This window comes from Mesorhizobium sp. ESP-6-4, from assembly GCF_020164735.1.
Lineage (GTDB): Bacteria > Pseudomonadota > Alphaproteobacteria > Rhizobiales > Rhizobiaceae > Mesorhizobium.
Genome location: NZ_JAIUGS010000024.1, coordinates 52,428 through 78,058 on the forward strand (window position 1 = coordinate 52,428; position 25,631 = coordinate 78,058).

At 64.5% G+C, this 25,631-nt stretch carries 23 protein-coding genes and 1 tRNA gene; 13 read left to right on the forward strand and 11 right to left on the reverse strand.

The genetic code is table 11. The features are described from left to right. Window positions 1-122: 122 nt before the first annotated feature. Both LB523_RS26815 and galE read right to left on the reverse strand, forming a co-directional pair. Window positions 123-1,379, reverse strand: coding sequence for a D-amino acid dehydrogenase (locus LB523_RS26815; RefSeq protein ID WP_224608712.1), 1,257 nt, complete (start codon window positions 1,377-1,379; stop codon window positions 123-125). Window positions 1,380-1,482: 103 nt separating this feature from the next. Next, window positions 1,483-2,478 (reverse strand): UDP-glucose 4-epimerase GalE, encoded by a 996-nt coding sequence (gene galE / locus LB523_RS26820; RefSeq protein ID WP_095766183.1) that lies wholly within the window; start codon window positions 2,476-2,478, stop codon window positions 1,483-1,485. A 278-nt stretch (window positions 2,479-2,756) separates the two neighbouring features. Here galE and hemA point away from each other — a divergent pair, with 278 nt between their 5' ends. Beyond that, a complete protein-coding gene (hemA, locus tag LB523_RS26825; RefSeq protein ID WP_224608715.1) occupies window positions 2,757-4,034 on the forward strand; it encodes a 5-aminolevulinate synthase in 1,278 nt (425 codons plus the stop codon). An 11-nt stretch (window positions 4,035-4,045) separates the two neighbouring features. Here the strand turns inward: hemA and LB523_RS26830 are convergent, their stop codons facing one another. Next, complete coding sequence (locus tag LB523_RS26830; RefSeq protein ID WP_224608718.1) at window positions 4,046-5,212, reverse strand: pyridoxal phosphate-dependent aminotransferase; 1,167 nt, start codon at window positions 5,210-5,212, stop codon at window positions 4,046-4,048. Window positions 5,213-5,323: 111 nt separating this feature from the next. After that, complete coding sequence (mscL, locus tag LB523_RS26835; RefSeq protein ID WP_095766185.1) at window positions 5,324-5,746, reverse strand: large conductance mechanosensitive channel protein MscL; 423 nt, start codon at window positions 5,744-5,746, stop codon at window positions 5,324-5,326. 235 nt (window positions 5,747-5,981) lie between these two features. Between mscL and LB523_RS26840 the strand changes: the two genes are divergently transcribed. Further along, complete coding sequence (locus LB523_RS26840; RefSeq protein WP_224608721.1) at window positions 5,982-9,467, forward strand: PAS-domain containing protein; 3,486 nt, start codon at window positions 5,982-5,984, stop codon at window positions 9,465-9,467. 17 nt (window positions 9,468-9,484) lie between these two features. Here LB523_RS26840 and LB523_RS26845 read toward each other — a convergent pair whose 3' ends face one another. Then, a complete protein-coding gene (locus LB523_RS26845; RefSeq protein ID WP_224608724.1) occupies window positions 9,485-10,120 on the reverse strand; it encodes a TetR family transcriptional regulator in 636 nt (211 codons plus the stop codon). A gap of 83 nt (window positions 10,121-10,203) precedes the next feature. Between LB523_RS26845 and LB523_RS26850 the strand changes: the two genes are divergently transcribed. Together LB523_RS26850 and LB523_RS26855 are read left to right on the forward strand one after the other, a co-directional pair. Beyond that, a complete protein-coding gene (locus tag LB523_RS26850; RefSeq protein WP_224608728.1) occupies window positions 10,204-10,860 on the forward strand; it encodes an O-methyltransferase in 657 nt (218 codons plus the stop codon). Between the two features lie 118 nt (window positions 10,861-10,978). Then, a complete protein-coding gene (locus LB523_RS26855; RefSeq protein ID WP_224608731.1) occupies window positions 10,979-12,238 on the forward strand; it encodes an MDR family MFS transporter in 1,260 nt (419 codons plus the stop codon). A gap of 98 nt (window positions 12,239-12,336) precedes the next feature. Here LB523_RS26855 and LB523_RS26860 read toward each other — a convergent pair whose 3' ends face one another. Together LB523_RS26860 and LB523_RS26865 are read right to left on the reverse strand one after the other, a co-directional pair. After that, on the reverse strand, window positions 12,337-12,996 hold the full coding sequence (locus LB523_RS26860) for a response regulator transcription factor (protein WP_224608756.1): 660 nt from the start codon (window positions 12,994-12,996) through the stop codon (window positions 12,337-12,339). 127 nt (window positions 12,997-13,123) lie between these two features. Next, on the reverse strand, window positions 13,124-13,555 hold the full coding sequence (locus LB523_RS26865) for a hypothetical protein (RefSeq protein WP_224608735.1): 432 nt from the start codon (window positions 13,553-13,555) through the stop codon (window positions 13,124-13,126). A gap of 112 nt (window positions 13,556-13,667) precedes the next feature. Here LB523_RS26865 and LB523_RS26870 point away from each other — a divergent pair, with 112 nt between their 5' ends. After that, window positions 13,668-14,015, forward strand: coding sequence for a DUF952 domain-containing protein (locus LB523_RS26870; protein WP_224608738.1), 348 nt, complete (start codon window positions 13,668-13,670; stop codon window positions 14,013-14,015). Continuing rightward, window positions 14,012-15,103 (forward strand): quinone-dependent dihydroorotate dehydrogenase, encoded by a 1,092-nt coding sequence (locus tag LB523_RS26875; RefSeq protein WP_224608741.1) that lies wholly within the window; start codon window positions 14,012-14,014, stop codon window positions 15,101-15,103. Before LB523_RS26870 ends, LB523_RS26875 begins: the two co-directional genes overlap by 4 nt. Here LB523_RS26875 and LB523_RS26880 read toward each other — a convergent pair. Then, window positions 15,096-16,430, reverse strand: a complete 1,335-nt coding sequence (locus tag LB523_RS26880) for an MATE family efflux transporter (RefSeq protein WP_411966501.1) — start codon at window positions 16,428-16,430, stop codon at window positions 15,096-15,098. The two genes, LB523_RS26875 and LB523_RS26880, sit on opposite strands and share 8 nt — an antisense overlap. Before the next feature lie 123 nt (window positions 16,431-16,553). Between LB523_RS26880 and LB523_RS26885 the strand changes: the two genes are divergently transcribed. Next, entirely contained in the window at window positions 16,554-17,456 is a 903-nt protein-coding gene (locus LB523_RS26885; protein WP_224608744.1) for a histone deacetylase, read from the forward strand. 12 nt (window positions 17,457-17,468) lie between these two features. On the opposite strand, the gene LB523_RS26890 is transcribed toward LB523_RS26885, so the two are convergent. Next, window positions 17,469-17,738 carry a DUF6460 domain-containing protein gene (locus LB523_RS26890; protein ID WP_181166832.1) on the reverse strand — a complete coding sequence of 90 codons (270 nt, stop codon included), beginning with the start codon at window positions 17,736-17,738 and terminating at the stop codon, window positions 17,469-17,471. 139 nt (window positions 17,739-17,877) lie between these two features. On the opposite strand from LB523_RS26890, the gene LB523_RS26895 reads away from it, so the two are divergent. Beyond that, window positions 17,878-17,951, forward strand: a tRNA-Gly gene (locus LB523_RS26895). A 249-nt stretch (window positions 17,952-18,200) separates the two neighbouring features. Here the strand turns inward: LB523_RS26895 and LB523_RS26900 are convergent. Then, complete coding sequence (locus LB523_RS26900) at window positions 18,201-18,536, reverse strand: protamine-2 (modular protein) (RefSeq protein WP_095765885.1); 336 nt, start codon at window positions 18,534-18,536, stop codon at window positions 18,201-18,203. Window positions 18,537-18,638: 102 nt separating this feature from the next. Beyond that, window positions 18,639-19,628, reverse strand: coding sequence for a LysR family transcriptional regulator (locus LB523_RS26905; protein ID WP_224608747.1), 990 nt, complete (start codon window positions 19,626-19,628; stop codon window positions 18,639-18,641). Between the two features lie 293 nt (window positions 19,629-19,921). On the opposite strand from LB523_RS26905, the gene chvE reads away from it, so the two are divergent. The 5 genes from chvE (at window position 19,922) to LB523_RS29315 (ending at window position 25,513) form a co-directional block, all read left to right on the forward strand. After that, window positions 19,922-20,992 carry a multiple monosaccharide ABC transporter substrate-binding protein gene (chvE, locus tag LB523_RS26910; protein ID WP_095765887.1) on the forward strand — a complete coding sequence of 357 codons (1,071 nt, stop codon included), beginning with the start codon at window positions 19,922-19,924 and terminating at the stop codon, window positions 20,990-20,992. A 187-nt stretch (window positions 20,993-21,179) separates the two neighbouring features. Beyond that, a complete protein-coding gene (mmsA, locus tag LB523_RS26915; RefSeq protein ID WP_095765888.1) occupies window positions 21,180-22,712 on the forward strand; it encodes a multiple monosaccharide ABC transporter ATP-binding protein in 1,533 nt (510 codons plus the stop codon). Next, a complete protein-coding gene (gene mmsB / locus LB523_RS26920) occupies window positions 22,709-24,004 on the forward strand; it encodes a multiple monosaccharide ABC transporter permease (RefSeq protein WP_095765889.1) in 1,296 nt (431 codons plus the stop codon). The genes mmsA and mmsB overlap by 4 nt, the downstream gene beginning before the upstream one ends. A 203-nt stretch (window positions 24,005-24,207) precedes the next feature. Continuing rightward, window positions 24,208-25,203, forward strand: a complete 996-nt coding sequence (gene araD1, locus LB523_RS26925; RefSeq protein ID WP_095766187.1) for an AraD1 family protein — start codon at window positions 24,208-24,210, stop codon at window positions 25,201-25,203. Window positions 25,204-25,390: 187 nt separating this feature from the next. Beyond that, complete coding sequence (locus LB523_RS29315; protein ID WP_263481479.1) at window positions 25,391-25,513, forward strand: hypothetical protein; 123 nt, start codon at window positions 25,391-25,393, stop codon at window positions 25,511-25,513. Window positions 25,514-25,631 lie beyond the last annotated feature (118 nt).

Consider the following 25,631-nt stretch of genomic DNA (forward strand, 5'->3'; position numbering starts at 1 on the left):
GCCAATTTTCAACGCCGCGGAAATGCGTGTCGGCATGGCCACAGCTCTCTTCTCCCCGTTCAACGGGGAGAAGGTGCCGGCAGGCGGATGAGGTGCAGCGCCGACCTCGGCAATTAAAGCCTTCAGCGCGCCGTCCCGTAAAGCAGTCCCCGCGGATCGATCTGCGGCTTTCTGCCGGCGACGACATCGGCTAGGAACTGCCCCGAGCCGCAGGCCATGGTCCAGCCGACATGGCCGTGGCCGGTGTCGAGATAGAGATTGCGGTATTTCGCCTGGCCGATGACCGGCACCGAATTCGGCATCATCGGCCGCAGGCCGGCCCAGAGCACGGCCTTCTTCTCGTCGAAGGCGCCGGGAAAAAGATCCTTGCCGGTTTCCAGGATGGTCCGGAAATCGCCCGGCTTGAAGCTACGGTCGAAGCCGGTGAATTCGGCCGTCGAGGACATGCGCAGGCGATTGCCGAGCCTGGAATAGCCGATCAGCCGGTCCTCGTCGGCGCCGCCCATGGTCGGCCCCTTGCTCTCGTCCTCGAGCGGGATGGTCGCGGTGTAACCCTTCACCGGATAGACCGGCAGGTCGATACCATAGCGGCGGCCGAGCAGGCCGCTTTCCGGCCCCATGGAGATGACGACGGCATCGCCGGTGACCGGTCCTGCCGAGGTCATCACCGCGCGCACCCGATCTCCCTCGATGTCGAGGCCCTCGACCGTCGTGCCGAACAGGAATTTCACGCCGAGCCTCTCGGCTGCATAGGCGGCGAGCCGGTCGGTGAACTGCTTGGAATCCCCGGTCTGGTCGATCGGCGAATAGATGCCGCCGGCGATCTTTTCCTTCACGCCGGCAAGACCAGGCTCCAGCTCGACCAGACGCTCGCGGCCGACGATCTCGATCGGCAGGCCGTGCTCGCCCAGATAGCGGTAATTGTCGGTGCCGGTGTCCAGGCTCTTTTGCGAGCGAAAGAAGTAGAGAATGCCCTTCTTGCGCTCGTCGTAATGGATGCCGGTTTCCTCCGACAGTTGATTGATGCACTCGCGAGAATGGAGCGCGAGCCTCAACTTGACGTTGGTGTTGGCGCGCAGCCGGGTCACCGTGCATTCGCGCAGGAAGCGCAGGCTCCAGGCATAGAAATAGGGATCGAGGCGCAGCCTGACCTTGATGCCGAGGTCATGGTTCCAGAGCGCGCGCAGGAAGGTCTTCAGCGCCGCGGGCGAAGCCCAGGCGGTGGCGTCGCCCGGCGACACCAGGCCGGCATTGGACTGGCTGGTGCCCCGCGCCGCCGCTTCATGGCGCTCGATCACCGTCACCTCGTGACCGTCCCTTGCCAGATAATAGGCGGCCGCCGTGCCAACCACGCCGGCGCCGAGAACCAAGACCTTCATGCCGTTCCCTCAAGCATCATCGCAGCGGCGGGCCCGCGCGCCGCCGCTGCATGAGGCTCAATACCGCGTCCAAACGCGCCGGACGAGCCCTTGGCCCAACAGATCAGTTTCGAACGGAGTTCTTGGTCGTCAGGATCCGTTCCCAGGCCAGCGCGTCGTTGACGATCAGGTCGAGATCGTCGCGCTGCGGCGTCCAGCCGAATTCCTTGCGGGCAAGCTCGGAATTGGCGACCACGGCTGCGGCGTCGCCCGGCCGGCGGTCCCCCATGCGCACGTCGAAGTCATGGCCGAAGGCGCGGCGCACGCTGTCGATCACCTCCAGCACCGAATAGCCGTGGCTGTAGCCGCAATTGGCGACGAGACTCCCGCCGCCATCGCGCAGCCGCTGCAGCGCCAGCCGGTGCGCGGCGGCGAGATCGCTGACATGGATGTAGTCGCGCATGCAGGTGCCGTCCGGCGTCGCATAATCGGTGCCGAAGACCTGCATGAACGGCCGCTTGCCGAGCGCGGTCTCGCAGGCGACCTTGATCAGATGCGTGGCACCGGGCGTCGATTGTCCCGTGCGGCCCTTCGGATCGGCGCCGGCGACGTTGAAATAGCGTAGCGCCGTATAGCGGATGTCGTGCGCCAACGCTGCATCGCGCAGCATCCATTCGCTCATCAGCTTGGAAAGGCCGTAAGGCGATTCCGGCGCAAGGCGGGCATCCTCACGCACCGGCTCCAGCCCGGCGCCGCCATAGACGGCGGCGGTGGAGGAGAAGATGAAATGCGGCACGCCCTCGCGCACCGCCGTTTCGATCAGCGTGCGGGTCTTGCAGGTGTTGTTTTCGTAATAGCCAAGCGGGTCGGCGACCGATTCCGGCACCACGATCGAGCCGGCGAAGTGGATGATGGCGTCGACCTTGTTGTCGCGGATGATCCGGCCGACCAGATCACGATCGGCGACATCGCCGACGGTGAGCCTTGCTTCCGGGGCGACCGCCCATTCGAAACCGGTGGAAAGCCGGTCGAGCACCACGACGCTTTCGCCGGCGTCCAGCAGTTCCCAGACCATGTGGCTGCCGATATAACCGGCACCGCCTGTCACCAAAACCGTCATCATCTACCTCGCTGATCAAGATTTGTCGGAAACTGTCTCAACAGCCACCGCGCTGGAAAACCCGCCGCAAGCCCACTAGCCTCCCTATGTGTTAAGTCCGTAACAGTTCGTCGCGCCCGAGGCATCGTACTGAAACCAAGTTGCTTCAAACAGCAGGGAATAGGCCACGATCCGGCATCGTTAGGAACAGGGCACGGGCGTGGCATTTTGACCGGTTGGGCGCGGTGGACGCGGCATGGGGCAGTGATTATGATCCGGCCCAAAATTGGGAAGTCGACATGAACTATCAGCGGTTCTTCGAGGATGCGATCGACCAGCTCCACGCCGAGCGTCGCTATCGCGTTTTCGCCGACCTGGAGCGCATCGTGGGCAAGTTCCCGCGCGCCATCTGGCGTTCCAACGGCCGCGCCCAGGAAATCACTGTGTGGTGCTCCAACGACTATCTCGGCATGGGCCAGAACGAGGGCGTGATTGCCGCCTTCCAGAACGCGGCCGCCAAGATGGGCTCGGGCGCCGGCGGCACCCGCAACATTTCCGGCACCTCCAACCCGCTGGTCGAGCTCGAGCAGGAGCTCGCCGATCTGCATGACAAGGAGGCAGCGCTGGTCTTCACCTCCGGCTTCGTCTCCAACGAGGCCTCGATCTCGACCATCGCCAGGCTCCTGCCCAACTGCCTGATCATCTCGGACGAGCTCAACCATGCCTCGATGATCGAAGGCGTGCGCCGCTCGGGCGCGGAGAAGAAGATCTTCCGCCACAATGACGTCGCGCATCTAGAGAGCCTCTTGCAGGCGGCGGGGCGCGAGCGCGCCAAGCTGATCGTCTTCGAAAGCGTCTATTCGATGGACGGCGACATCGCGCCGATCAGAGAGATCGTCGAGCTCGCCGAGCGCTATAATGCCATGACCTATATCGACGAGGTCCATGCGGTGGGTATGTACGGACCGCGCGGCGGCGGCATCACCGAACGCGAAGGCCTGGCCGACCGCATCGACATCATCGAGGGCACGCTGGCCAAGGCCTTCGGCACGCTTGGCGGCTACATCGCCGGCACCAGCGCCGTCATCGATGCGGTGCGCTCCTATGCGCCGGGCTTCATCTTCACCACCGCGCTGCCGCCGGCCATCGCCGCCGCCGCCACCACCTCGATCCGGCATCTCAAGCGCTCGCAGACCGAGCGCGACGCGCAGCAGCGCCAGGCGGCCAGAACCAAGCAGGTGCTTGCCGCGGCCGGGCTGCCGGTGATGGAATCGGCCACGCATATCGTGCCGGTGCTGGTCGGCGACCCCGAGCTTTGCAAGATGGCCAGCGACCGGCTGCTTGGCGTGCACGGCGTCTACATCCAGCCGATCAACTATCCGACGGTGCCGCGCGGCACCGAACGGCTGCGCATCACGCCGACGCCATTCCATTCGGACGCGCTGATCGCCGAGCTGCAGGACGCGCTGGTCGAGACCTGGGATGCGCTGGGCATTCCCTATGCCAGCTCCGGCCGTCCCGCCGTCGCCAAGAGCGACCGGATCATTCCGCTGCTGGTGCCGAAGTCGGGCGGCTGAAGCCGCCTTTCTCACACCGTCTTTATCCACCTCGCCAGGCGATGCGCCGCTTCCTCGAGCTGATCGAGGCGGCGGTGGAAGCATAGTCTGAGGAAGGCTTCGCCGCCGGGGCCGAAGGCGGTGCCAGGCGCCAGGCCGACATTGGCGTTGTCGACGATGTCGAAGGCGGCGGTTCGGGAATCGGTGATGCCGTCGACCCTGAAGAACAGATAGAACGCGCCCTGCGGCACGGTGAAACGCGCCTTGCCGGTCGCGCCGAGTATGTCGCAGACGAGATCGCGAGCGGCGCGTGCACGCTCCACTTGTTCGGTGATGAAGCCGTCGCCCTCGTCGAGGGCAGCGACCGCGCCGCGCTGCATGAACTGGGCGACGCCCGAGGTCGAGTACTGGATCAGGTTTTCGAACACCTGCTGCAAGGCTGGATGGGTCTTGATCCAGCCGACACGCCAACCCGTCATCGCCCAGTTCTTGGAGAAACTGTTAACGAACAGGATACGGTCGTCGGCCGTGGCGACGTCGAGGAAGGACGGCGCGCGGCCATGGCCGTAGTGGAACAGCGAATAGATCTCGTCGGCAATGATCCACAGGCCCTTTTGGCGCGCGAGATCGAGGATTGCCTGCAGCGTCTGCCTGTCGGCGGTCCAGCCGGTCGGGTTGGACGGCGTGTTGATGAACAAAAGCTTCGTGCGCGGCGTGATCGCGGAGGCGATCTTTTCGACATCGCAGGACCAGCCATTGCCGGACTGGTCGAGGGTGACCGGCACCGGAACGGCGCCCGCCACGCCGGCGGCCGCGGCGAAATTCGGCCAAGCCGGCGAGAGGTAGATCACCTCATCGCCGCTGCCGGCGATCGCGTCGATGGCCAGTTGGATGGCGTGCATGCCGGATCCGGTGACGATGAACTCCTCCTCGGCGAAGGCCTTGCCGAAGTGCCTGGCGTAGTAGCGGGCGAGCGCCTGCCTGAGCGCGGGAATGCCCTTCTGCCAAGTGTAGAACGTCTCGCCATCGGCCAGCCCTTTGGCGGCGGCATCGCTGATGAAGGAAGGCGTCGGCAGATCGCCCTCACCGGCCCAGAGCGGGATCAGCCCTTCGCGCAGGCGGCCATGATTGACGACAGCGACGATGCCGCTTTCGGGCGCGGCGCGGGCTTCGGCGCGCAAGGTCTCGATCAGGGTCATGCAAGAATCCGTCCGGTTTTTCGCGACTGCTAGCCTCTTTTACGACAGCCGCAAACAGAAAACCCCGGCCGCAAGCGGCCGGGGTTTTGGTCCAGGGCGCCCGTTGAGGAGTTACCTTTTCGCCAGCAGGTCGCGGATCTCAGTCAGAAGCTGTACGTCGGCGGGCGGCGGTGCCGCGGCAGCAGCCGGCTTCTCGCGCTCCAGCCGCCTGCGCAGATTGTTCACCGCCTTGACCATCAGGAAGATGATGAAGGCAAGAATCAGGAAATTCAGCACGACCGTGATGAAGCTGCCATAGGCGAAGACGGCGCCTTCTTTCTTGGCATCGGCCAGCGTGGCCGAATGGACGTTCGATGACAACCCGAAGAAGTAGTTGTTGAAGTCCAGCCCGCCGAAAATCGCGCCGATGATCGGCATGATGATGTCGTTGACGAGCGAGTCGACGATCTTGCCGAAGGCGGCGCCGATGATGACGCCGACGGCCAAGTCCATCACATTGCCCTTGGAAATGAATTCCTGGAATTCTTTCAGCATTCGGCCCTCCTTGCCATGACCGGCCGTGCTGCCGCCCCGGCTCTCCGGCACCGATCCGAAGCCACAATAACAAAAACCCCCGGTTGAAAAACCGGAAAAAGGGCGAAGACACCGGTTTGTGCTTGCCTGCCTCGCCAGCCGCATATGCGCCAAAAGCCGCGATGGACTTGGGCTCCAAGCTGTGGTTGCGTCTTAACGACGGATGAGGAAACCGGCCAGGGAGGAAGTGCGGACCGTGCAAGGCTGGTTCGTCGTCATCATCGCGATCGCCTATGTGACGCTGCTTTTCGCCATCGCCAGCGTCGGCGACCGGCGCTCGGTGGCAGCCGGGCTCGGCCGGGCGCGGCCTTTCATCTACGCGCTCAGCCTCGCCATCTACTGCACTTCCTGGACTTTCTTCGGCTCGGTCGGCCTGTCCTCCGAGCGCGGCCTCGAATTCCTCGGCATTTATACCGGTCCAGTGCTGGTCTTCGTGTTCGGCTTCCCGCTGCTCAACCGCATGATCAGGCTGGCAAAAAGCGAGAAGATCACTTCGATCGCGGACTTCCTCGGCGCCCGCTACGGCAAGAGCTTCACCGTCGCGGCGATCGCGACGCTGATCGCGACCATCGGCGCGGTGCCCTACATCGCGCTGCAGCTCAAGGCGATCTCGGGTTCCGTCAGCCTGATGGTCGAGCACTATACGGGCTCGCCGCCCTCTTTCGATCCGTTCGTCAGCGATATCTCGCTGGTGGTGGCGATGTTGCTGGCGCTGTTTGCGGTGCTGTTCGGCACCCGCCATGCCGACGCCACGGAACACCAGGACGGGTTGGTTCTGGCTGTCGCGGTCGAGACCGTGGTCAAGCTCGCCGCCTTTCTCGCCATCGGCCTGATGGTGATGTTCCTGATCTTCGGCGGGCCCGGCGACATGTTCGCCAGGCTTGCCGGAAACAGCCAGGTGCGCCAGGCGATGAGCTACAGCACCTCGCTCGCCACCTGGCTGGTGCTGACCGGCTTGAGCGGCTTTGCCGTGCTGATGCTGCCGCGGCAGTTCTACGTCACCATCGTCGAGAACCGCAGCGAGGCGGAGCTGCGCACGGCGACCTGGGTGTTCCCGCTCTATCTCGTGGCGATCAACCTCTTCGTGCTGCCGATCGCCTTTGCCGGCCTGTCGCTGGTCGGCGGCAAGACCAGCAGCGACCTTTATGTCTTGTCGCTGCCGCTGCTCAGCGGGCATGATCTGCTGGCGATGGTCGCCTTCGTCGGCGGCCTGTCGGCGGCAACCGCGATGGTGATCGTCGAGAGCGTCGCGCTGTCGATCATGATCTCCAACGATCTCGTCATCCCGCTGTTCGTGCGCCGCGTGCTCAAGACGAGTTCTTCGGAGAACGAGGACTGGTCGACGCTGATCCTCAATGTGCGCCGCGCCTCGATCTTCATCATGCTATTCATCGCCTTCCTCTATTATCGCGAGAGCACCAATAGCGCGCGGCTATCCTCGATCGGCCTGATGTCGTTTGCCGCGATTGCCCAATTCGCGCCGGCGCTGGTCGGCGGGCTGATCTGGCGCCGCGCCAACGGCCGGGGCGCAGCCCTCGGCATGGTCGCCGGCATCGCCGTCTGGGGTTACACGCTGCTCCTGCCTTCACTCGTCGCCCCCTCTACCGATATCGTCGTCCACGGGCTGTTCGGCTTCGAGGCGCTGAGGCCGCAGGCGCTGTTCGGCACCGTCGGCGAGCCGCTGAACCATGGCGTGCTGTGGAGCCTCTCGGTCAATGCGCTGTTTTTCGTCCTTGGCTCCCTCTCCCGCGCGTCCGTGCCGCTGGAGCGCATCCAGGCGGCGATCTTCGTGCCGCGCGAGGCAGGCCCGATGCCCAGCCTGCGCCGCTTCCGCACCGCCGTCACCGTCAACGACCTGAAGGATACGATTTCACGTTATCTCGGTGTCGAGCGCACGGAGCGCTCGTTCCAATCCTTCGAGAGGGACGCGAAAGTCTCTCTGCACGGCACCGAACAAGCCAGCATGGATGTTATCCGCTTCTCTGAGCAATTGCTGGCGAGCGCCGTCGGCTCGTCCTCGGCGCGGCTGATCCTGTCGCTGCTCTTTCGCCGCAACGATCGCGACTCCAAGGATGCCTTCAAGCTGCTCGACGACGCCACCGAGGCGCTGCAGCACAATCGCGACCTTTTGCAGATCGCGCTCGACCAGATGGAGCAAGGCATCACTGTCTTCGATCGCGATTTCCGACTGATCTGCTGGAACCGGCAATACCGGCTGCTGTTCGACCTGCCGGACGAGATGGGCCAGGTCGGCGTCTCGCTCGACCGTATCCTCCATCATCTCGCCGAGCGCGGCGATATTCCCGCCGACCAGCGCGTGACGATGCTCAACCGGCTGACCAGTTTCGCCGGCCCGTGGCAGATGGAGCTCAAGACCAGCGGCCGCATCCTGGAGCTGCGCTCCAACCCGATGCCCGACGGCGGCATCGTCGCCACCTATGCCGACATCTCCGGCCGCGTCGAGCAGGACCTGGCGCTGAAGCGGGCCAATGAATCGCTGGAGCAACGGGTCAAGACCCGCACCGTCGAGCTCACCCGCGTCAACGAGGAACTGGCGCAGGCGCAGATGCTGGCCGAGGAGGCAAACCTCGGCAAGACGCGCTTTCTCGCCGCCGCCGGCCATGACATCCTGCAGCCGCTCAACGCCGCCCGCCTCTATTGCTCGTCGCTGATCGAGAAGGCGGGCAAGGGACCGGCCGGCAAGGCCGCGATGAACATCGAATCCTCGCTGGAATCGGTCGAGACCATCCTCGGCGCGGTGCTCGACATCTCTCGGCTCGATGCCGGCGCGATGAAGCCGGACAATACCGCTTTCAACCTCGGCGGACTGCTCGGTCAGATCGGCAACGATTTTCGCCCGCTTGCCGCCGAAAAGAAGCTCGATCTGAAGATCATCCCATCCTCGCTCGGCGTCATGACCGACCGGAACCTGTTGCGCCGGCTAATCCAGAATCTCGTTTCCAACGCCATCAAATACACGCGCCAGGGGCGCATTCTGGTTGGGGTGCGGCGACGCGGCGAGCTGGCCGAGATCCAGGTGATCGACACCGGCATCGGCATTGCCGGCGACAAGCTCAGCACCGTCTTCCACGAGTTCACGCGCCTCGACGAGGGCGCGCGCGAGGCCGAAGGCCTTGGCCTGGGGCTCTCCATCGTCGACCGCATCGCCAGGGTGCTGAGGCTCGAGATCCGCATCTACTCCAACCCCGGCAAGGGCACGCGCTTTTCCGTGATCCTGCCGGTCGCGGCGGTCGCCGCGCCGCCGCGCGAGGCCGGCAAGGCGCCGGCCCGCTCCGCCTCGACGCTTGCCGGGCTCAATGTGCTGTGCATCGACAATGACGCGCGCATCCTCGACGGCATGCGGCTGCTGCTCGAAGGCTGGGGATGCCGTGTCGAGACGGCTTCGGGATCAGGCGATCTCCTGAAGCCCGGCGCGCCGAAGCCGGACCTCGTGCTGGCAGACTATCATCTCGACGGTGGCACCGGGCTCGATGCGGTCGCCGCGCTGCGCGCCGCCTACGGGCAGGACCTGCCCTGCGTGCTGGTCACCGCCGACCGCTCCAGTGAGGTGCGCGCGGCTGCCGGCCGGCTCGACATTCCGGTGATCAACAAGCCGCTGAAGCCGGCCATGCTGCGCTCGATGATGGCGCGCGTCAGGCCGCTGGCGCCGGCCGCCGAATAGAGACAAAGCACCTGCTATCAGCCGCGATGCCCGAGGCTTCGGAGATAGGCGCAGAACATGTCGGCCAGCGCATCGGAATAGGCTTCGATCTCATCGGCCGTTCGCTCCTTTTCCGAGAAATCCGCCCCCACAGCGCTCAGCGTCTTGATGATCAGGTCGCCGGCCAGGGCGCGGCCGCTATCCGGCGCGTCAGGAAGCGTCTCGCGCATGAAGGTCTCGACGGTCCGGCTCGCCGCCGCCCTCGCCTCCTCAGCCTCCGGCGCATCCCGATAGAGCGGCGCGGCGTCGTTCAGCGCGCCGCGCACCGCCGCCTCCTCGCATTCGGAGCGGATGAAGGCGTGGACCAGCGTTCTTGTCCGCTCGAGCGGTGATAGCCCAGTATTTTCGAGAATGCCGCACAAAAGCTCTGTCGTCTGGCGCCATTCGTCACTCTGCAACCTGAACAGCAGGGCCGCCTTGTTCGGGAAATACTGGTAGAGCGAACCGACGCTGACGCCCGCCCTTTCGGCGACGCGCGTGGTGGTGAAACGCTGCGCGCCTTCAGCAGCCAAAACCTGAGCAGCCGCCTCTAAAATCGCCGCGACCAGCTCCGTGGCGCGCGCCTGTTTGGGCTGTTTTCGGGTGGAAATTGAAGGGCTTGAGCGTTGGATCATGGTCGCGTGCCGAAATGCGAATTGGAAACCTGAAGGATTATTCGTATTTTTGAAGCAACACAAGAACCCTGCCGGAGACAGCCATGACCACCTTGACCGCAACCCCTTTGGCACCGCTGCTCGCCCGCCTGTTCAAGGAAGCCGACGCGGCGACCAGCCCGGCGATCGCCCAGTACTCGCGCGACGAACGGACGCGCCTGCTCCACAGCAAGACCGAGTATCGCCAGTTCTACGGCAGCCTGAAGGACCTGTGGCTTGCGGTCTCGCCGGAGACCGGCACGCTGCTCTACATGCTGGCGCGCAGCACCGGCGCGCGCATCATCGTCGAATTCGGCACATCGTTCGGCATCTCGACGCTCTATCTTGCCGCGGCGCTGCGCGACAATGGCGGCGGCCGACTGATCACGACGGAATTCGAGCCGTCGAAGGTAACGCGGGCCAAGGCCAATCTGACCGAAGGCGGCCTCATCGACCTGGTGGAGATCCGCGAGGGCGACGCGCTGGAAACGCTCAGCACCGACCTGCCTGACCGGATAGACCTCCTGCTGCTCGACGGCGCCAAGGCGCTCTATCCGGAGATACTGAGCCTGGTCGAGAGCCGGCTCAGGCCCGGCGCGCTGGTCATCGCCGACAACGCCGACTTCTCGCCCGACTATCTGGAACGGGTGCGCGCGCCGGCCGGCGGCTATATGTCGACGCCATTCGGCGACGACGTGGAGCTGTCGATGCGGCTCAGCTAAGGCCTGCTTGAAACTACCTCATGCTGCTTCTCGGGCAGCCGTAGGCGTTTACGTCAACCAACGCGCAATCCCGGCCTTCGGGCCCCGGCCCTCGGGCCTTTGACGCGTAGGTGACATCATGACCCTCCTCCCATCGTCCTGGCGCGGGCTGCCGCGCCCGGCTCTGCTCGGCCTGTTCCTGTTCTTCTGCGCCGGTTTCGCCGACGGCGCGCTGGTGCCCTTCTTTCCGCTCTGGGCGAGCGGCGAGGCGAACATTCCGATCGGCGCGATCGGGCTTTTGTTTGCCTGCTATGCCGGCGGCGAATTGATCGCCGCGCCGCTGATCGGCGGCATCGCCGACCGGGTCGGACGGCGGCCGGTGCTGATCCTGTCGTCGCTCGGCGTCGGCTGCGGCTTCGTCATGCTGTTCTTCGCCCATGGCGTCGCCGCCACCGCGGCCGTGCTGCTTTTGACCGGCATATGCGAGTCGGTGCTCCACCCGACCATCCTCACAGCTATCGCCGATGTGACGGAGCCGTCGGCGCATCCGCGCTGGTTTGGCATGGCAAGGGTGAGCTCGAGCGCCGGGCAGATCCTCGGCCCGGCCTGCGGCGTGCTGCTGGCGCTCGTTTCGCTTGGCAGCGTGTTCCTGGCCGGCGGCGGTATGCTGCTCTTCGGCGGCATCGTCATGCTTGCCGCATTCGCCGAAACGCGCGGCCATGCCGCAGCCGACCATGGGGAAACGGAGGAAGAGGAAGGCCTGTCGGCGCTGCTGCCGGCCTTCCACGACGGCCGCCTGGCAAAGCTGCTCGCCTGGGTCGTGCTGTTCGAGATTTCCGGCAACTGGATCGAAGCGGTCATCCCGCTCTATGCGCAGGATGCCGGCACGCTCACCCCGTCCGGTGTCGGCGCGCTGTTTGCCTATGCGGCCGCCCTGACGGTCGGTTTGCAGATGCTGGTCAGCCGCTTTGCCGAGACGCGATCGGCGCGTTGGCTGGCAGCCGGCGCCGGCATCTCGACCATCGCCGCCTTTGCCCTGCTGGCGACCTCGCCGGCGATACTTTCGCTGGTCGTCGCAGTCAGCTTCTGCTCCGTGGGACAGATGCTGGTCGGGCCGCTCGTGCCGACCGCCGTCAACGCGCTCGCACCATCGCCGCGACGCGCTTGCTATATGGCCGCCTCGTCTGTGGCGGTCGACCTCAAGGACTCGCTCGGACCGTCGATCGGCACGGCGCTCTATGCGCTCGCGCCGCGCCTGCCCTGGATCGTCGGCATTCCACTGGTGGCGATCGCTTCGCTGGGCCTCGGCGCCGCGATCGGGCGAGCGCGGAATCCTTCAGGCCCGACCGAGGATGATGCCGCGTCGCAGTTGGGCTCGGCCGTCGAAAACTATCGCTGACGGGCGCAGCCATCGACCCGACGCGAAGCGACCGCATGATCGATCCGCGCTGGTCGGGTTCAGTTAGGGTGAAAAGCTTCGCCTGAGGTGCCCGCTGGTCAGCCGACCGGCTGCAGCGGGTCGCCGCCGATCTTAGACAGCTGGATGACCGCCTGGGTGCGGCTGTCGACGCCGAGCTTCTGCAGGATGGCCGAGACATGCGCCTTGATGGTGGCCTCGGAGACGCCGAGCTCATAGGCGATCTGCTTGTTGAGCAGGCCCTCCGCCAGCATGCCGAGCACCCGCGTCTGCTGCGGCGTCAGCGCCTGGAGCCGCTTGATCAGGTCGGAGATTTCCGGGTCGCGCTCGACGCCGAGCTCAATGCCGGCCGGCGCGGCAATGTCGCCGGCAAGCACCGCCTGCACGGCGCCGCGGATCTCGTCCATGCTGGCCGATTTGGAGATGAAGCCGGAAGCGCCGAGATCGAGCGCGCGGCGGATGGTGACGGGATCGTCATGCGCCGATACCACCACCAGCGGCACCGCCGGATGGATGCCGCGCAGCGAGATCAGGCCGGAGAGGCCGCTGGCGCCCGGCATCGACAGGTCGAGCAGCACCATATCGATATCTTCATTGGCAAGCACCAGCGCCTTGGCGCTTTCGAAATCGCCGGCCTCGTGGATGGCGGCAAAGTCGCCGATGCCGGCAAGCGCCTCCTTCAGCGCGCCGCGAAAAAGCGGATGGTCGTCGGCAATGACGAAAGTGTGGCCCGACGGCAAATAGTCCTCCCCCGATCCCATCATCATTGTGTGCTTCTTGCGGGGACCGGAATGATTATGCGGCGGCGCGGCGCGTTTTCAAGCGACAAAGGCCGCGCGCGGGGTTTTCCCCAAGGCGGCTTTGCAATCAGGTCTTCTGCTGGTTCAGCTTGCCTTCGCCATCTTCCTTGTCCAGGTCCTTGACGATGTCCTTGAAGGTCCGGAAGAAGCGCTCCATGTAACCCATCGTCTTGTTGAAATCCTCTTCGCTGGGCAGTTGCGATTCCAGCCGGGCGGAGAGCGAATTCTCGAGCTTGGCGACGCGCGCGTCGAGCGCCTTGACCGAATTGTCCAGCCGGTCGATCTCGTCCTGGTAGGCGGCCCGCTCGTCGGCGGCCATCTTGCAGACGAGCTGGCCGGCGCGCTCTTCGCAGATCGACATGGCGCCGGTCTTTGTGTCCATGCGGACATAGCCGTTGGCCGACTTCTCCAGACGGTAATGGTCGGTCTCCTCGGAATAGGCGGATGCGGCAACCAGCGAGCAAAGCGCCGCGGGGATCACGATGTGCTGCAGACGCATGTTGTTCCTCCATGAGCCAGTGAAGGCGGGCTATCACAGGTTTGCGCCGGAAATGGGGAAGAGTCGAGCTTCGAGCCTTCCCCGCACCTTCGGTTCGGACTATAGCGCGACAATGTCTCAGATTATCTACAAGATCGCGCCCGAGGCGCTTTGGCGCGAAGCCGAGAAGAACGGGCGCTTCGCCGGCGCGCCGATCGACATCGCCGACGGCTTCATCCATTTCTCCACCGCCGGCCAGGTTCGCGAAACGGCGGCCAAGCACTTCGCCGAGCAGACGGACCTGCTGCTGATCGCGATCGACGCTGCAAGGCTGGGTGATGCGCTGAAATACGAGGTCTCGCGCGGTGGCGCGCTGTTCCCGCATCTCTACGCCGAGCTCGACCTTGATGCGGTTCTCTGGGTGAAGCCGTTGCCGCTCGGGGCGGACGGCCACGAATTCCCGACGCTGGAGGGCGAATGAGCGTGCTCGACCGGATCGGCCAAAAGCTGCTTTTCTCCTTCGATCCGGAAACCGCGCATGGCCTGTCGATCGCGGCGCTGCGCTGCGGGCTGCCAGTCGGCGCGACGGCGCCGCGGCGCCCGACGCATGACGCGCGGCTCAAGATCAGCCTTTGCGGCCTCGATTTCCCCAACCCGCTCGGCATGGCTGCCGGCTACGACAAGAACGCCGAAGTGCCGGACGCGCTGCTTGGGCTTGGCTTCGGCTTCGCCGAGGTCGGCACCATCACGCCGCTGCCGCAAGCCGGCAATCCGAAGCCGCGCATCTTCCGGCTGACGACGGACGAGGCGGTGATCAACCGGCTGGGCTTCAACAATGAGGGACATGCGGCCGCCGAAAAGCGCCTTGCCGCGCGCAAGGGGCGGCCAGGCATCGTCGGCGTCAACATCGGCGCCAACAAGGACAGCGCCGACCGCATCGCCGATTATGAGCGCGGCGTCACCCGCTTCGCGCCCCATACGAGTTATCTGACGGTCAACATCTCCTCGCCCAACACGCCGGGCCTGCGCAACATGCAGGCGCGCGAGCAGCTCGGCGAGCTCTTGTCACGGGTGATGGCCGCCCGTGCCGCGGCCCCCGCGCAGCCGCCGATTTTCCTCAAGATCGCGCCGGACCTCGTCGAGGCGGAGCTGGAAGACATCGCCGCCGAGATCACCGAGAAGAAGATCGACGGCGTCATCGTTTCCAATACGACGCTTGCAAGGACAGGATTGCGAAGCGGCGGCGTGGCGAATGAAACCGGCGGTCTTTCAGGGAAACCATTGTTCGAGCGCTCGACCGCGGTTCTCGCCCGTATGCGCAAGCTGCTCGGCCCAAGCATTGCCCTCATCGGCGTGGGCGGCGTGGATTCCACCGAAACGGCGCTGGAGAAAATCCGCGCCGGCGCGGATCTCGTCCAGCTCTACACCGGCATGATCTATGCCGGGCCGGCGCTACCCGGGCGCATCATTGCCGGCATGGCGCGATACGTGGAGCGTGAGCGGCTCGGCTCGATCAGGGATCTGCGCGACTCGGCTTGCGAGCGCTGGGCTTCAAAACCGATCAACTGAACGCCGTTCGCATTCTCAGCCGCAGGACCGTCAGCAGGCTCAGCCCCCTTACCAGCAGAAAGACATGCAGCGATGCCCACAGGCCGCTGTTGCCGAATGCCGGCGCCAGGGTGATGAGCGCAGCGCTGAAGATGAGGAACGACAACAGCATCATGTTGCGCATGTCGCGCGACCAGGTGGCGCCGATGAAGACGCCGTCCATCTGGAAGGCGAGCACACCACTCAGCGCCGTGAAGGCGGCCCAGGGAAGATAGGTGTCGGCGACCGCGCGAACATCCATCGAGGTCGTCACCAGCGCCACCAGACTGGCGCCGGCGGTCAGCAGGATGAGCGTGGCGATACCGGCGAGGCCAAAGCCCCAGATCAGCGTCAGCCGTACCGCCTGCCGGAACGGGGCAGGCGCATGAGCGCCGATGGCCCGGCCGGCGAGCTGCTCGGCGGCGGTGGCGAAGCCGTCGAGGAAATAGCCGGCGATGAGGAAAAAATTCATCAGCACGGCGTTGGCGGCGAGCGTCACCGTGCCGAACTGCGCGCCCTGCCTGGTGAACAGCGCGAAGGCGGCAAGCAGCGAGAAGGAGCGGATCATGATGTCGCGGTTGAGCGACAGCATGCGCCGGTAGGCTGGCAAATCGAGGATGCGGCGGCGCGACGGCCGCTCCAGCCTGCGGAAGCGGCTGAGCACGATGGCAAGGCCAAGCAGCATGGCCAGGAACTCGCCAGTGACGGTCGCCCAGGCGACGCCGGCAACGCCCCAGCCGAGCTCGAGCCCGAGCAGGAAGCAGAGCAAGATGTTGATGCCGTTGAGCACCGCCTGCAGCATCAGCCCGAGCCCGCCCTCGCCTCGCCCCAGCACGTAGCCCAGCATGGCGTAGTTGATCAGCGAGAAGGGCGCGGCGAGCAGTCTGATGCGGATGTAGACCGACATCGCTTCGCTAACGCGCGGCTCGGCGCCCATGAACCATTGGCCGGCGACGGCAAAGAGCGGCGCAAGGGCGGCAAGTATGACGCCGGCGACGACCGCGATCAGCACGGCGCGCCACAGCACTGCCTGCTCCTCCAGCGCATCGCCGCGCCCGAAGGCCTGGGCGACGAGGCCGGTGGTGCCGGAACGCAGAAAGTTGAAGCTGGTGAAGACGACGTCGAAGACCAGCGATCCCGCCGCCAGGCCGCCAAGCAGGGCCGCGTCGCCGAATTGGCCGACCACCGCCGTGTCGACGATGCCGAGCAGCGGCGTCGTCAGATAGGCAAGCGTCATCGGCACGGCGATTGCCAGCACTGAGCGGTTGGTGACGACGAAAGACCTGGCGCTGGCTTGTGTTACGTCCAAGGGACTGCTGCCTGTCCGATTGCGGCTTGATCGAGGACCCGATGTGCCCCAGTTTGCCGGCATCACGCAACCATATCCGCCGGGCTGCCAACCGAATTGCAAACCTGGCGCAGCCACCAATTCATGCCGCTGCAGATCGTCCATCACCCCGATTATGACGCAGGCTTCGCCGTCAACCATCGCTTTCCGATGAGCAAATATCCGCTGTTGATGGAGGCTTTGCGCTTACGCGGTCTAGCCGTGCCCGGCGCGCTTTCGATGCCGGAACCGGCGCCGGCCGCACGCCTGAAGCTGGCGCACGCGGCCGACTATGTCGATCAGGTGATCGCCTGCCAGGTACCGGCGAAAATAGAGCGCGAGATCGGCTTTCCGATCGGCCCGCGCGTGTCGCTGAGAGCGCAGCTCGCCACCGCGGGTACGGTGTTGGCTGCCAGGCTGGCGCTTAAACATGGCATTGCCTGCAACGCCGCCGGCGGCAGCCATCATGCCAGGCGTGCGCAAGGCGCCGGCTTCTGCACCTTCAACGATGTCGCCGTCGCCGCGCTGGCGCTGCTGGCCGAGGGCGCCGTCGCAAACGTATTGGTCGTCGACCTCGACGTGCATCAGGGCGACGGCACGGCCGACATTCTCAAGGATGAGCCTCGCGCCTTCACCTTTTCCATGCATGGCGAGCGCAACTACCCGGTGCGCAAGATCGCCTCCGACCTCGACGTCGCCTTGCCGGACGGGACAGGCGACGACGCCTATCTCGAACGGCTCGCCGCCATCCTGCCGGAACTCTCCGGGCAAAGGCGCTGGGACATCGTCTTCTACAATGCCGGCGTGGATGTCCATGCCGAGGACAGGCTCGGCCGGCTGGCGCTCACCGACGACGGTCTCAGCGCCCGCGAGGACATGGTCATCGGCCATTTCCGCAACCGCGGCGTGCCGCTGTGCGGCGTCATCGGCGGCGGCTACTCGACCGACGTGCCGGCGCTGGCCGCGCGCCACGCCATCCTGTTCGAGGTCGCCTCGGGATATGCGTGAGGCCGCGCCGAACTATTTCCGGTAGCTGGCGATCCTGAGCAGGATGAACACCGGCACAACGATCGCGGCGCCGAGCAGGATGTAGCCCAGGAAGCGGTCGATGGCGTGGAAGCCAAGATTCCACAGATCGACGAAGAACTGGCGGATGCCGTAAAAAACGTCCATCGGCGACCAGCCGAAGGCATGCATGACAAGACCGACGAGGAAGGAGACCACGAGCAGCTTCAGGAACACCCTGAGCGGCGTGTCGCCAAGAAAGCGCGTCAGTGCGGACAAGGCCATCCTCCGGTTCGGGCCGCCCGATTCGGGGCGGGGCGATATCAGAGATACGCATTCCGCGGAAAGGCATCAAGCAATGGAGCCGCGGTTCCGCTTTGCCGATTGCTTGACGCCCTGCCATCATGTTAACCAGGTGGCCGAAGCGGGTATGATGTAATGGTAGCTTGTCAGCTTCCCAAGCTGAACGCGCGGGTTCGATTCCCGCTACCCGCTCCAGCTTGCACCGCAGGGATTTGAGTGAGGCCTCACCAAGGGGCCAAATTGCGCGTCCGATTCAGGTCGGCTGCCGGCGATCGCGGGGCGGAATTGCATCGGGTCGACCCTCAGGCCGGGCAGTTTGCGCGAGGGTGAATTCGGCTGTTTGTAAAGCGAGCGTTGGGGTCTTGCACACCCATGCAAGACCCCAGTCAGCGATTCACCCGGCAGCCCGGATACATGGTCGCTATCGACCTAGATGATCATGCTCTAGAGCCGGAAGCCGATCCAGACGCGGCGGCGCCAGCAGCGGACATGACGCCGGCCATGGCGCCAGTAGCGCCGGCAGACCCTTCTCCAAACGTGGCGCCGGCGGCGGCGGTAGTACCGATCACGGTAATACCGACGGCGGTAGTACTGGGCTGGCTGCAGCAGATCGGCCTGGTCATCCTCCTCGTAGATGGCCGGATCCGGCTTGTCCAATTCATCCAGAATTCCGTTGCCGGCGGGAATACCGGCAACGGCCTTGCTGGGTCCGGCCAGGCTTGCAAGCGCTGCCGCCCCCGCAACGCCAAGCATTCCGGTGAGAAACAACCGACGTTCCATAAAAACCTCCCGAGCTGTTGGGCACGGCACCCCTTCCTCACCCGCGACGGGCTCCAGGGAGCGACCGATCGGTTTGAACGTGCAAGTAGCATTCTCGTTCCATCAGCCCACCTCGCGCAAAATGAAGTCGTGCAGCATCTTGGCGGCGGGCGAGAGCGCCCGGTTCCTGACAGTGATCAGACTGTAGGGCCGGACCTCGATGTCGAACTCGGTCTGCACGACATCGATGGCGCCGGCCAGCCCATCGCCGCCCTGGATGAACCTGGCGACCTGGATCGAGACCGGCGCGATGGCGTCGGACTGCGCCACCATCACCAAGGTGAGCAGCAGCGAAGAGGTGTTGAGGATGCGGTCGGGCAGCGGAATGTCGCGATTCAAAAAGTTGCTTTCCATCGCCTGGCGCAATGGCGAGCCCCCGGACTGGAACACCCAGTCATAGGCCGCGGTGTCTTCCAGCCGCACCATCTTGCCGCTCGCCAGCGGGTGGCCGCGGCGCACGATGAGGCAGGCCTTCTCGACGCCGATGACGCGCGATTCGAAGAGCCGCGGATTGAGATCGTCCGGGATGCGGGCGATGATGAAGTCGTGGCGCGAGGCGATCAGCTCGCGGGCCAGCACGTTCGAGGTCTCGACCTGCATTGTGATCTCGATGCGCGGATAGATGCGGCGGATCTCACGGATCGCCGGCACGGCCAGCTCGATCGCCGGCGCCGTGACCGCGCCGAGGAATACGGAGCCGCCCTTGCCGGCCTTGAGCTCGGAAATCTCACGATCGGCCTCCCGCATCTCGAGCAGGATGGAGCGGGCGCGCCGGGCGAGCGCCTGGCCGTAGGGGGTCAGCGTCACGCCGCGCGGCAGCCGCTCGCACAACTTCACGTCGAGCACCGCTTCCATCTCGGCGATCATGCGCGAGGCGGCCGGCTGGGAGATGTTCATGACCTGGGCGGCGGCGCTCACCCGCCCGTGATCGTCCAAGGCGGCAATCATGCGCATGTGGCGGAGACTGAGGCCGCTGCGCAGCAACGTCTCGCCATCTCCCGGCAATTTCTCGTAACCACCTGAAATCGCATCGGGATCGCGCAACGCCGCCATGATTTTCGGTCTCCTGTGCGAGTTTCTATCGATCGCTTAAGCCATACCAGTATCGATATAGCAACCAGCAAAGATCGCATTTGACAGTTATGTCAAAGCGACCCACCCTCCGCGCGTTCCGATGCGCAGGGGTCGGCGACGAGCGAAATCGTATCGATTGAAACTGCGCCGCGGGGCCGATTGGGAGGATACCGGAGATCGATAAAGCCGACAGTGGCGCGCCAGCGCACCTGCTCGACTGCGCGGCCCGCGAAGCCCCGAGGTGTCGCGTCCATCAACCAGGGAGAGTAATCGTGAAGATCATCAAGACGCTGGCCGCCATCGCGGCCCTTGGCATTGCCGCCACGACCTATTCGGCGCACGCCGCCGACAAGGGTCTCGTCGGCGTGCTGATGCCGACCAAGACCTCGCAGCGCTGGATCAACGACGGCGACGCCGTCAAGTCCCAGCTCGAAGCGCTCGGCTACACCGTCGACCTGCAATATGCGCAGGACGACATCCCGAACCAGCTCAGCCAGCTGGAAAACGAAATCACCAAAGGCCCGAAGGCGCTGATCATCGCTTCGATCGACGGCACCACCATGGCCGACGCGCTGCAGAAGGCCAATGATGCCGGCGTCGTCACCATCGCCTATGACCGCCTGATCAAGAAGACCCCGAATGTCGACTACTACACCACCTTCGACAATTTCGGCGTCGGCGTGATCCAGGCGAACTCGCTGGTCAAGGGCCTCAAGGAGCGCTTCCCGAACACCAAGCCGTGGAACGTGGAGCTGTTCGGCGGCTCGCCGGACGACAACAACGCCTTCTTCTTCTACAACGGCGCGATGTCCGTCCTGCAGCCGCTGATCGACGACGGCTCGATCAAGATCAAGTCCGGCCAGATGGGCATGGACAAGGTCGGCACCTTGCGCTGGCTCGCCGCCACCGCCCAGGCGCGCATGGACAACCTGCTCTCGGCCAACTACTCGGACGGCAGCCGCGTCGACGGCGTTCTGTCTCCTTATGACGGCCTGTCGCGCGGCATCACCGCCTCGCTGCGCGCCGTCGGCTACGGCACGGAAGCCCAGCCCTGGCCGATCGTGACCGGCCAGGACGCCGAGACCGCCTCGGTCAAGCTGATCATCTCGGGCGAGCAGTACTCGACCGTGTTCAAGGACACCCGCGAGCTGGCCAAGGCCACCGTGCAGCTGGTCGACAAGGTGCTCTCCGGCGGCAAGCCGGACGGCCTCGACACCAAGACCTACAACAACGACGTCAAGGTCGTTCCCTCGATCCTGTTGACGCCGCATGAGGTCGACAAGTCGAACTACAAGGAACTGGTCGTCGACTCCGGCTACATCAAGGCTGAAGAGCTGAAGTAATCCGGTCTCAAAGGAAGGGGTCCTGCGCGACCGCAGGGCCCCTTTTCGTTCGCAAGCGACCCCGGTATTGTTTTTGCCGGCTACCGCAGCGCCATATGCCGCCACGGCATGAGCGAAACTGTGGCATGTTGATTTCGCGCAAGACGCTTTCCGCGAGTGGAAGGCCTGCGCCAGGGAGCAGATCCTGATGGCCTCGACGATTTTGGAGATGCGCGACATCACCAAGACGTTTCCCGGCGTGAAGGCGTTGTCGAACGTCAATCTCAGCGTCGAGGAAGGTGAGATCCATGCCGTCGTCGGCGAGAACGGCGCCGGCAAGTCGACCCTGATGAAGGTGCTGTCGGGCGTCTATCCATCCGGCACCTATGAGGGCCAGATCATCTTCCGCGGCCAGGAATGCAATTTCAAAGGCATTCACGACAGCGAGCATATCGGCATCGTCATCATCCACCAGGAGCTTGCCCTGGTGCCGATGCTGTCGATCACGGAAAACATCTTCCTTGGCAACGAGCACGCCACCTACGGCGTCATCGACTGGGACGCCAACGAGACGCGTACCGGCGCCCTTCTCAAGAAGGTCGGGCTCAAGGAAGACCCCAAGACGCTGATCACCAATATCGGCGTCGGCAAGCAGCAGCTGGTCGAGATCGCCAAGGCGCTGAGCAAGGAAGTGAAGCTCCTTATCCTCGACGAGCCGACGGCCTCGCTCAGCGAGAAGGACAGCCAGGCGCTGCTCGACCTTCTGCTCGAGTTCAAGCGCCAGGGCATGACCTCGATCCTGATCTCGCACAAGCTCAACGAGGTGAACCGCGTCGCCGACAAGGTGACGGTGATCCGCGACGGGCGCACCATCGAGACCTTGCCGAGGAAGGACATCTCGGAAGACCGCATCATCACCTCGATGGTCGGGCGCTCGCTCGACGACCGCTACCCGCCGCGCGAGCCGAAGATCGGCGACGTCATCTTCGAGGTGAAGGACTGGTCGGTTTACCACCCGATCCATGCCGAGCGGCAGGTGATCAAGAACATCAACCTCAATGTGCGCAAGGGCGAGGTTGTCGGTATCGCCGGGCTGATGGGCGCCGGACGGACCGAATTCGCGATGAGCCTTTTCGGACGCTCCTACGGCCGGCACATCACCGGAGAGGTGTCGCTGCACGGCAAGCCTATCGACCTCTCATCGGTGAGCAAGGCGGTGGCGAGCGGCATCGCCTATGTCACCGAAGACCGCAAGACCTACGGCCTCAACCTGATCGACCACATCAAGCACAATGTGACTTTGGCCAACCTCTCCGGCGTTTCCAGCCGCGGCGTCATCGACGACATGCGCGAGATGAGCGTCGCCAATGACTACCGCAAGAAGACCAACATCCGCGCCTCCAGCGTCTACCAGCTGACCGGCAACCTCTCGGGTGGCAACCAGCAGAAAGTCGTGCTGTCGAAATGGCTGTTCGCCGATCCGGAGGTTTTGATCCTCGACGAGCCGACCCGCGGCATTGACGTCGGCGCGAAGTACGAAATCTATACGATCATCGCGCGCCTTGCCGCCGAGGGCAAAGCGATCATCGTCATCTCGTCGGAAATGCCCGAACTGCTCGGTATCTCCGACCGTATCTATGTGATGAACGAAGGGCGTATAGTCGGCGAAATGGCTGCAAGCGACGCAAGCCAGGAAAAAATCATGCGCGCCATCGTTCGCGGAGAAGGAAAAGCATCATGAGCACAGAAAGCGCTCCCGCGCCGCAAAGCGGGCTCGCCGAGGACGTCAAGCAGCAGGGTCCGCGCGTCGCCGTCTCGGCGCTGACGACGAACCTGCGCGAATACGGCCTGATCATCGCGCTGATCGTCATCATGCTGTTCTTCCAATACACGACGTCGGGAACGCTGTTCAAACCGGTGAATCTCAGCAATCTGGTGCAGCAGAACTCGTTCATCATCGTGATGGCGCTTGGCATGCTGTTGGTGATCGTCGCTGGCTATATCGACCTCAGCGTCGGATCGGTCGCCGGCTTTATCGGCGCGCTGGCGGCGATGATGATGGTGATCTGGCCGCTTGGGATGTTCTCGAATCCGCTGGTGGTCTCGATCGTGTGCCTGATCGTCGGGGCGCTCATCGGCGCTGCGCAAGGCTACTGGATCGCCTACCACAAGATACCGAGCTTCATCGTGACATTGGCGGGCATGCTGATCTTCCGCGGCATCTGCCAGGCGCTGCTCGGCGGTGGCTCCTCGGTCGGTCCGCTGCCGGACAGCTTCAAGGCGCTGAGTTCCGGCTTCATTCCGGACGTGATCGGCCCGCTGACGCTGATCCCGCCGACGGTCAATGCCGCCGGCAAGACGATCGTCGGCAGCGGACTGACGCTGCACATGACGACGGTCGTGCTCGGCCTCATCGCGGTGCTCGCCTATGCCTATTTCGGCTTCAGGACGCGGCGCAAGCGCGAGCGTCATGGCTATGAGGCGGAGCCCTTCCCGCTCTTCGTCATCAAGACGCTGGTCGGCAGCGCGCTGGCGCTGTTCCTGGTCTTCCAGTTCGCCAGCTACAGGGGCCTGCCGGTCGTGCTGCTGGTGATGGGCGTGCTGATCTCGCTGTTCGTCTTCGTCACCAAGCGCATGACCATCGGCCGCCGGATCTACGCCATGGGCGGCAACGCCAAGGCCGCGCAGCTTTCGGGCATCAACACCGAAAGGCTGACCCTGCTGGTCTTCATCAACATGGGCGTGCTCTCGGCACTGGGCGGCCTGATCATCGCGGCGCGCCTCGGCCAGGCCGTGCCGGCTGCCGGTCTCGGCAGCGAGCTCGACGTCATCGCTGCCGTCTTCATCGGCGGCGCCTCGGCAATGGGCGGCGTCGGACAGGTGATCGGCGCCGTCGTCGGCGGCTTCATCATGGGCGTGATGAACAACGGCATGTCGATCATGGGCGTCAATGTCGACTGGCAGCAGGTGGTGAAAGGCCTGGTGCTGCTCGGCGCCGTCATCTTCGACGTCTACAACAAGAATAAGGCCTGAAGACCTGAAGCGGACTTAAGGAGGCATACGGGTTTCAGATCGCGAAGCTGCCGGCAACCCGTCGGCGCCAAGAAGTCCAGGCAAGGACCGGGCTCGCGAGCGCAATCCGGACGAAGAATTTCAACCGTGGCACGGATTTCTCCGCGCCGCGCCGGTCAAGGTTTGCCCGCGGGCAGCCAGGCAAGATGAGAGAGGGTTCAAACATGCTGATCTCCCAGATCCTCGACGACGCCGAGACGATCCGCGTCGTCGCCCGCAATGGCGGCGGCAAGACCAGGGTCATCAACGGCGCGCGCAGCGTCTATTCGCTGGCGATGGAGGCCGCGCGGACAGGCACGGGCCTCGAAGCGCTGATCGAGCGCAAGGGCTATGGCGAGACGGTCGATCTCGATGCCGCCTATAAGAGGGGCAGGCTGGTCTCGCCGATCAACCATCCGGATCCCGCGCATCTGCATCTCACAGGCACCGGGCTCACGCATCTCGGCTCCGCGGCAACGCGCGATTCCATGCACAAGAAGCTCAGCGAGGGCGGCGAGGCGGAACTCACCGATTCCATGAAGATGTTCCGCATGGGCCTCGAAGGCGGCAAGCCGGCCAAAGGCCAGGTCGGCGTGCAGCCGGAATGGTTCTACAAGGGCAACGGCACGATGGCGGTGGCGCCTGGCGCACCCCTGATGTCGCCGGCCTTCGCGCAGGATGGCGGCGAGGAGCCGGAGATCGCCGGCATCTATGTCATCGGCGATGACGGCGCGCCGTTCCGCGTCGGCTTCACGCTGTCGAACGAGTTCTCCGATCACGTCACCGAGCGGGTGAACTATCTGTTCCTCGCCCATTCCAAGCTGCGCAACGCCTCGTTTGGCCCTGAAATCCTGATCGGCGAGCTGCCCGCCGATATCCGAGGCGCCTCGCGCATCTGGCGCGACGGCAAGCTGCTCTGGGAAAAGCCGTTCCTGTCGGGCGAAGCGAACATGTCGCACACCATCGCCAATCTCGAGCACCACCATTTCAAATATTCGGCCTTCCGCCAGCCGGGCGACGTGCATGTGCATATGTTCGGCACCGCGACGCTCTCCTTCGCCGATGGCATCAGGACCGAGGCCGGCGATACGTTCGAGATCGAGGCGCCGGATTTCGGCCTGCCGCTGCGCAATCCGCTGGAGATCGAGAAGCCGGTCAAGGTGGCGGTGAAGGCGCTGTAGCGCCGATCTCCCGGTGACTGGCAGGCCAGAGGGGGCGCGAAGGAAGCTGCCTCTTCCACTTCGTCATTCTAGGGCGGAGCAAGGAGCGAAGCGACGCGCGCAGACCCTAGAATCCATGCCGTGACATTGGGCGTAGACTGCTGCCGTCCAGAATAACCGTTGGCGCAGCGCCAGCTAAGATCGCAACATGACAGGCTATGTTTACATGACCGCGAGCCAGAAGGTGGCACGCTATTTCGGTGTCGCCAATGACCTTACCCACCGCATGCCCGGGCACAAGACCGGCCAAGGCTCCAGAAGATCATCCTGAATGGTTCGAGTTCTCTCGCGGAATTGGCTGGTGAGCGTTCGGCACCGTGGCGGCGCTCAGGCGTCACGGCATGGCAACTGTGTTCACGCGAATGCGGTTTTGTCGCGAATGATAGCGT

What these genes read in the sequence shown, in the direction of transcription:
- mscL (WP_095766185.1), bottom strand. Translation starts at nt 5,746, where the DNA reads ATGCTGAAAGAATTCCAGGAATTCATTTCCAAGGGCAATGTGATGGAC.
- LB523_RS26900 (WP_095765885.1), bottom strand. Translation starts at nt 18,536, where the DNA reads ATGGAACGTCGGTTGTTTCTCACCGGAATGCTTGGCGTTGCGGGGGCG.
- galE (WP_095766183.1), bottom strand. Translation starts at nt 2,478, where the DNA reads ATGACGGTTTTGGTGACAGGCGGTGCCGGTTATATCGGCAGCCACATG.
- mmsB (WP_095765889.1), top strand. Translation starts at nt 22,709, where the DNA reads ATGAGCACAGAAAGCGCTCCCGCGCCGCAAAGCGGGCTCGCCGAGGAC.
- LB523_RS26890 (WP_181166832.1), bottom strand. Translation starts at nt 17,738, where the DNA reads ATGGCCTTGTCCGCACTGACGCGCTTTCTTGGCGACACGCCGCTCAGG.
- LB523_RS29315 (WP_263481479.1), top strand. Translation starts at nt 25,391, where the DNA reads ATGACAGGCTATGTTTACATGACCGCGAGCCAGAAGGTGGCACGCTAT.
- LB523_RS26855 (WP_224608731.1), top strand. Translation starts at nt 10,979, where the DNA reads ATGACCCTCCTCCCATCGTCCTGGCGCGGGCTGCCGCGCCCGGCTCTG.
- LB523_RS26815 (WP_224608712.1), bottom strand. Translation starts at nt 1,379, where the DNA reads ATGAAGGTCTTGGTTCTCGGCGCCGGCGTGGTTGGCACGGCGGCCGCC.
- LB523_RS26865 (WP_224608735.1), bottom strand. Translation starts at nt 13,555, where the DNA reads ATGCGTCTGCAGCACATCGTGATCCCCGCGGCGCTTTGCTCGCTGGTT.
- LB523_RS26830 (WP_224608718.1), bottom strand. Translation starts at nt 5,212, where the DNA reads ATGACCCTGATCGAGACCTTGCGCGCCGAAGCCCGCGCCGCGCCCGAA.
- araD1 (WP_095766187.1), top strand. Translation starts at nt 24,208, where the DNA reads ATGCTGATCTCCCAGATCCTCGACGACGCCGAGACGATCCGCGTCGTC.
- hemA (WP_224608715.1), top strand. Translation starts at nt 2,757, where the DNA reads ATGAACTATCAGCGGTTCTTCGAGGATGCGATCGACCAGCTCCACGCC.
- LB523_RS26885 (WP_224608744.1), top strand. Translation starts at nt 16,554, where the DNA reads ATGCCGCTGCAGATCGTCCATCACCCCGATTATGACGCAGGCTTCGCC.
- LB523_RS26875 (WP_224608741.1), top strand. Translation starts at nt 14,012, where the DNA reads ATGAGCGTGCTCGACCGGATCGGCCAAAAGCTGCTTTTCTCCTTCGAT.
- LB523_RS26845 (WP_224608724.1), bottom strand. Translation starts at nt 10,120, where the DNA reads ATGATCCAACGCTCAAGCCCTTCAATTTCCACCCGAAAACAGCCCAAA.
- LB523_RS26905 (WP_224608747.1), bottom strand. Translation starts at nt 19,628, where the DNA reads ATGGCGGCGTTGCGCGATCCCGATGCGATTTCAGGTGGTTACGAGAAA.
- LB523_RS26870 (WP_224608738.1), top strand. Translation starts at nt 13,668, where the DNA reads ATGTCTCAGATTATCTACAAGATCGCGCCCGAGGCGCTTTGGCGCGAA.
- LB523_RS26850 (WP_224608728.1), top strand. Translation starts at nt 10,204, where the DNA reads ATGACCACCTTGACCGCAACCCCTTTGGCACCGCTGCTCGCCCGCCTG.
- mmsA (WP_095765888.1), top strand. Translation starts at nt 21,180, where the DNA reads ATGGCCTCGACGATTTTGGAGATGCGCGACATCACCAAGACGTTTCCC.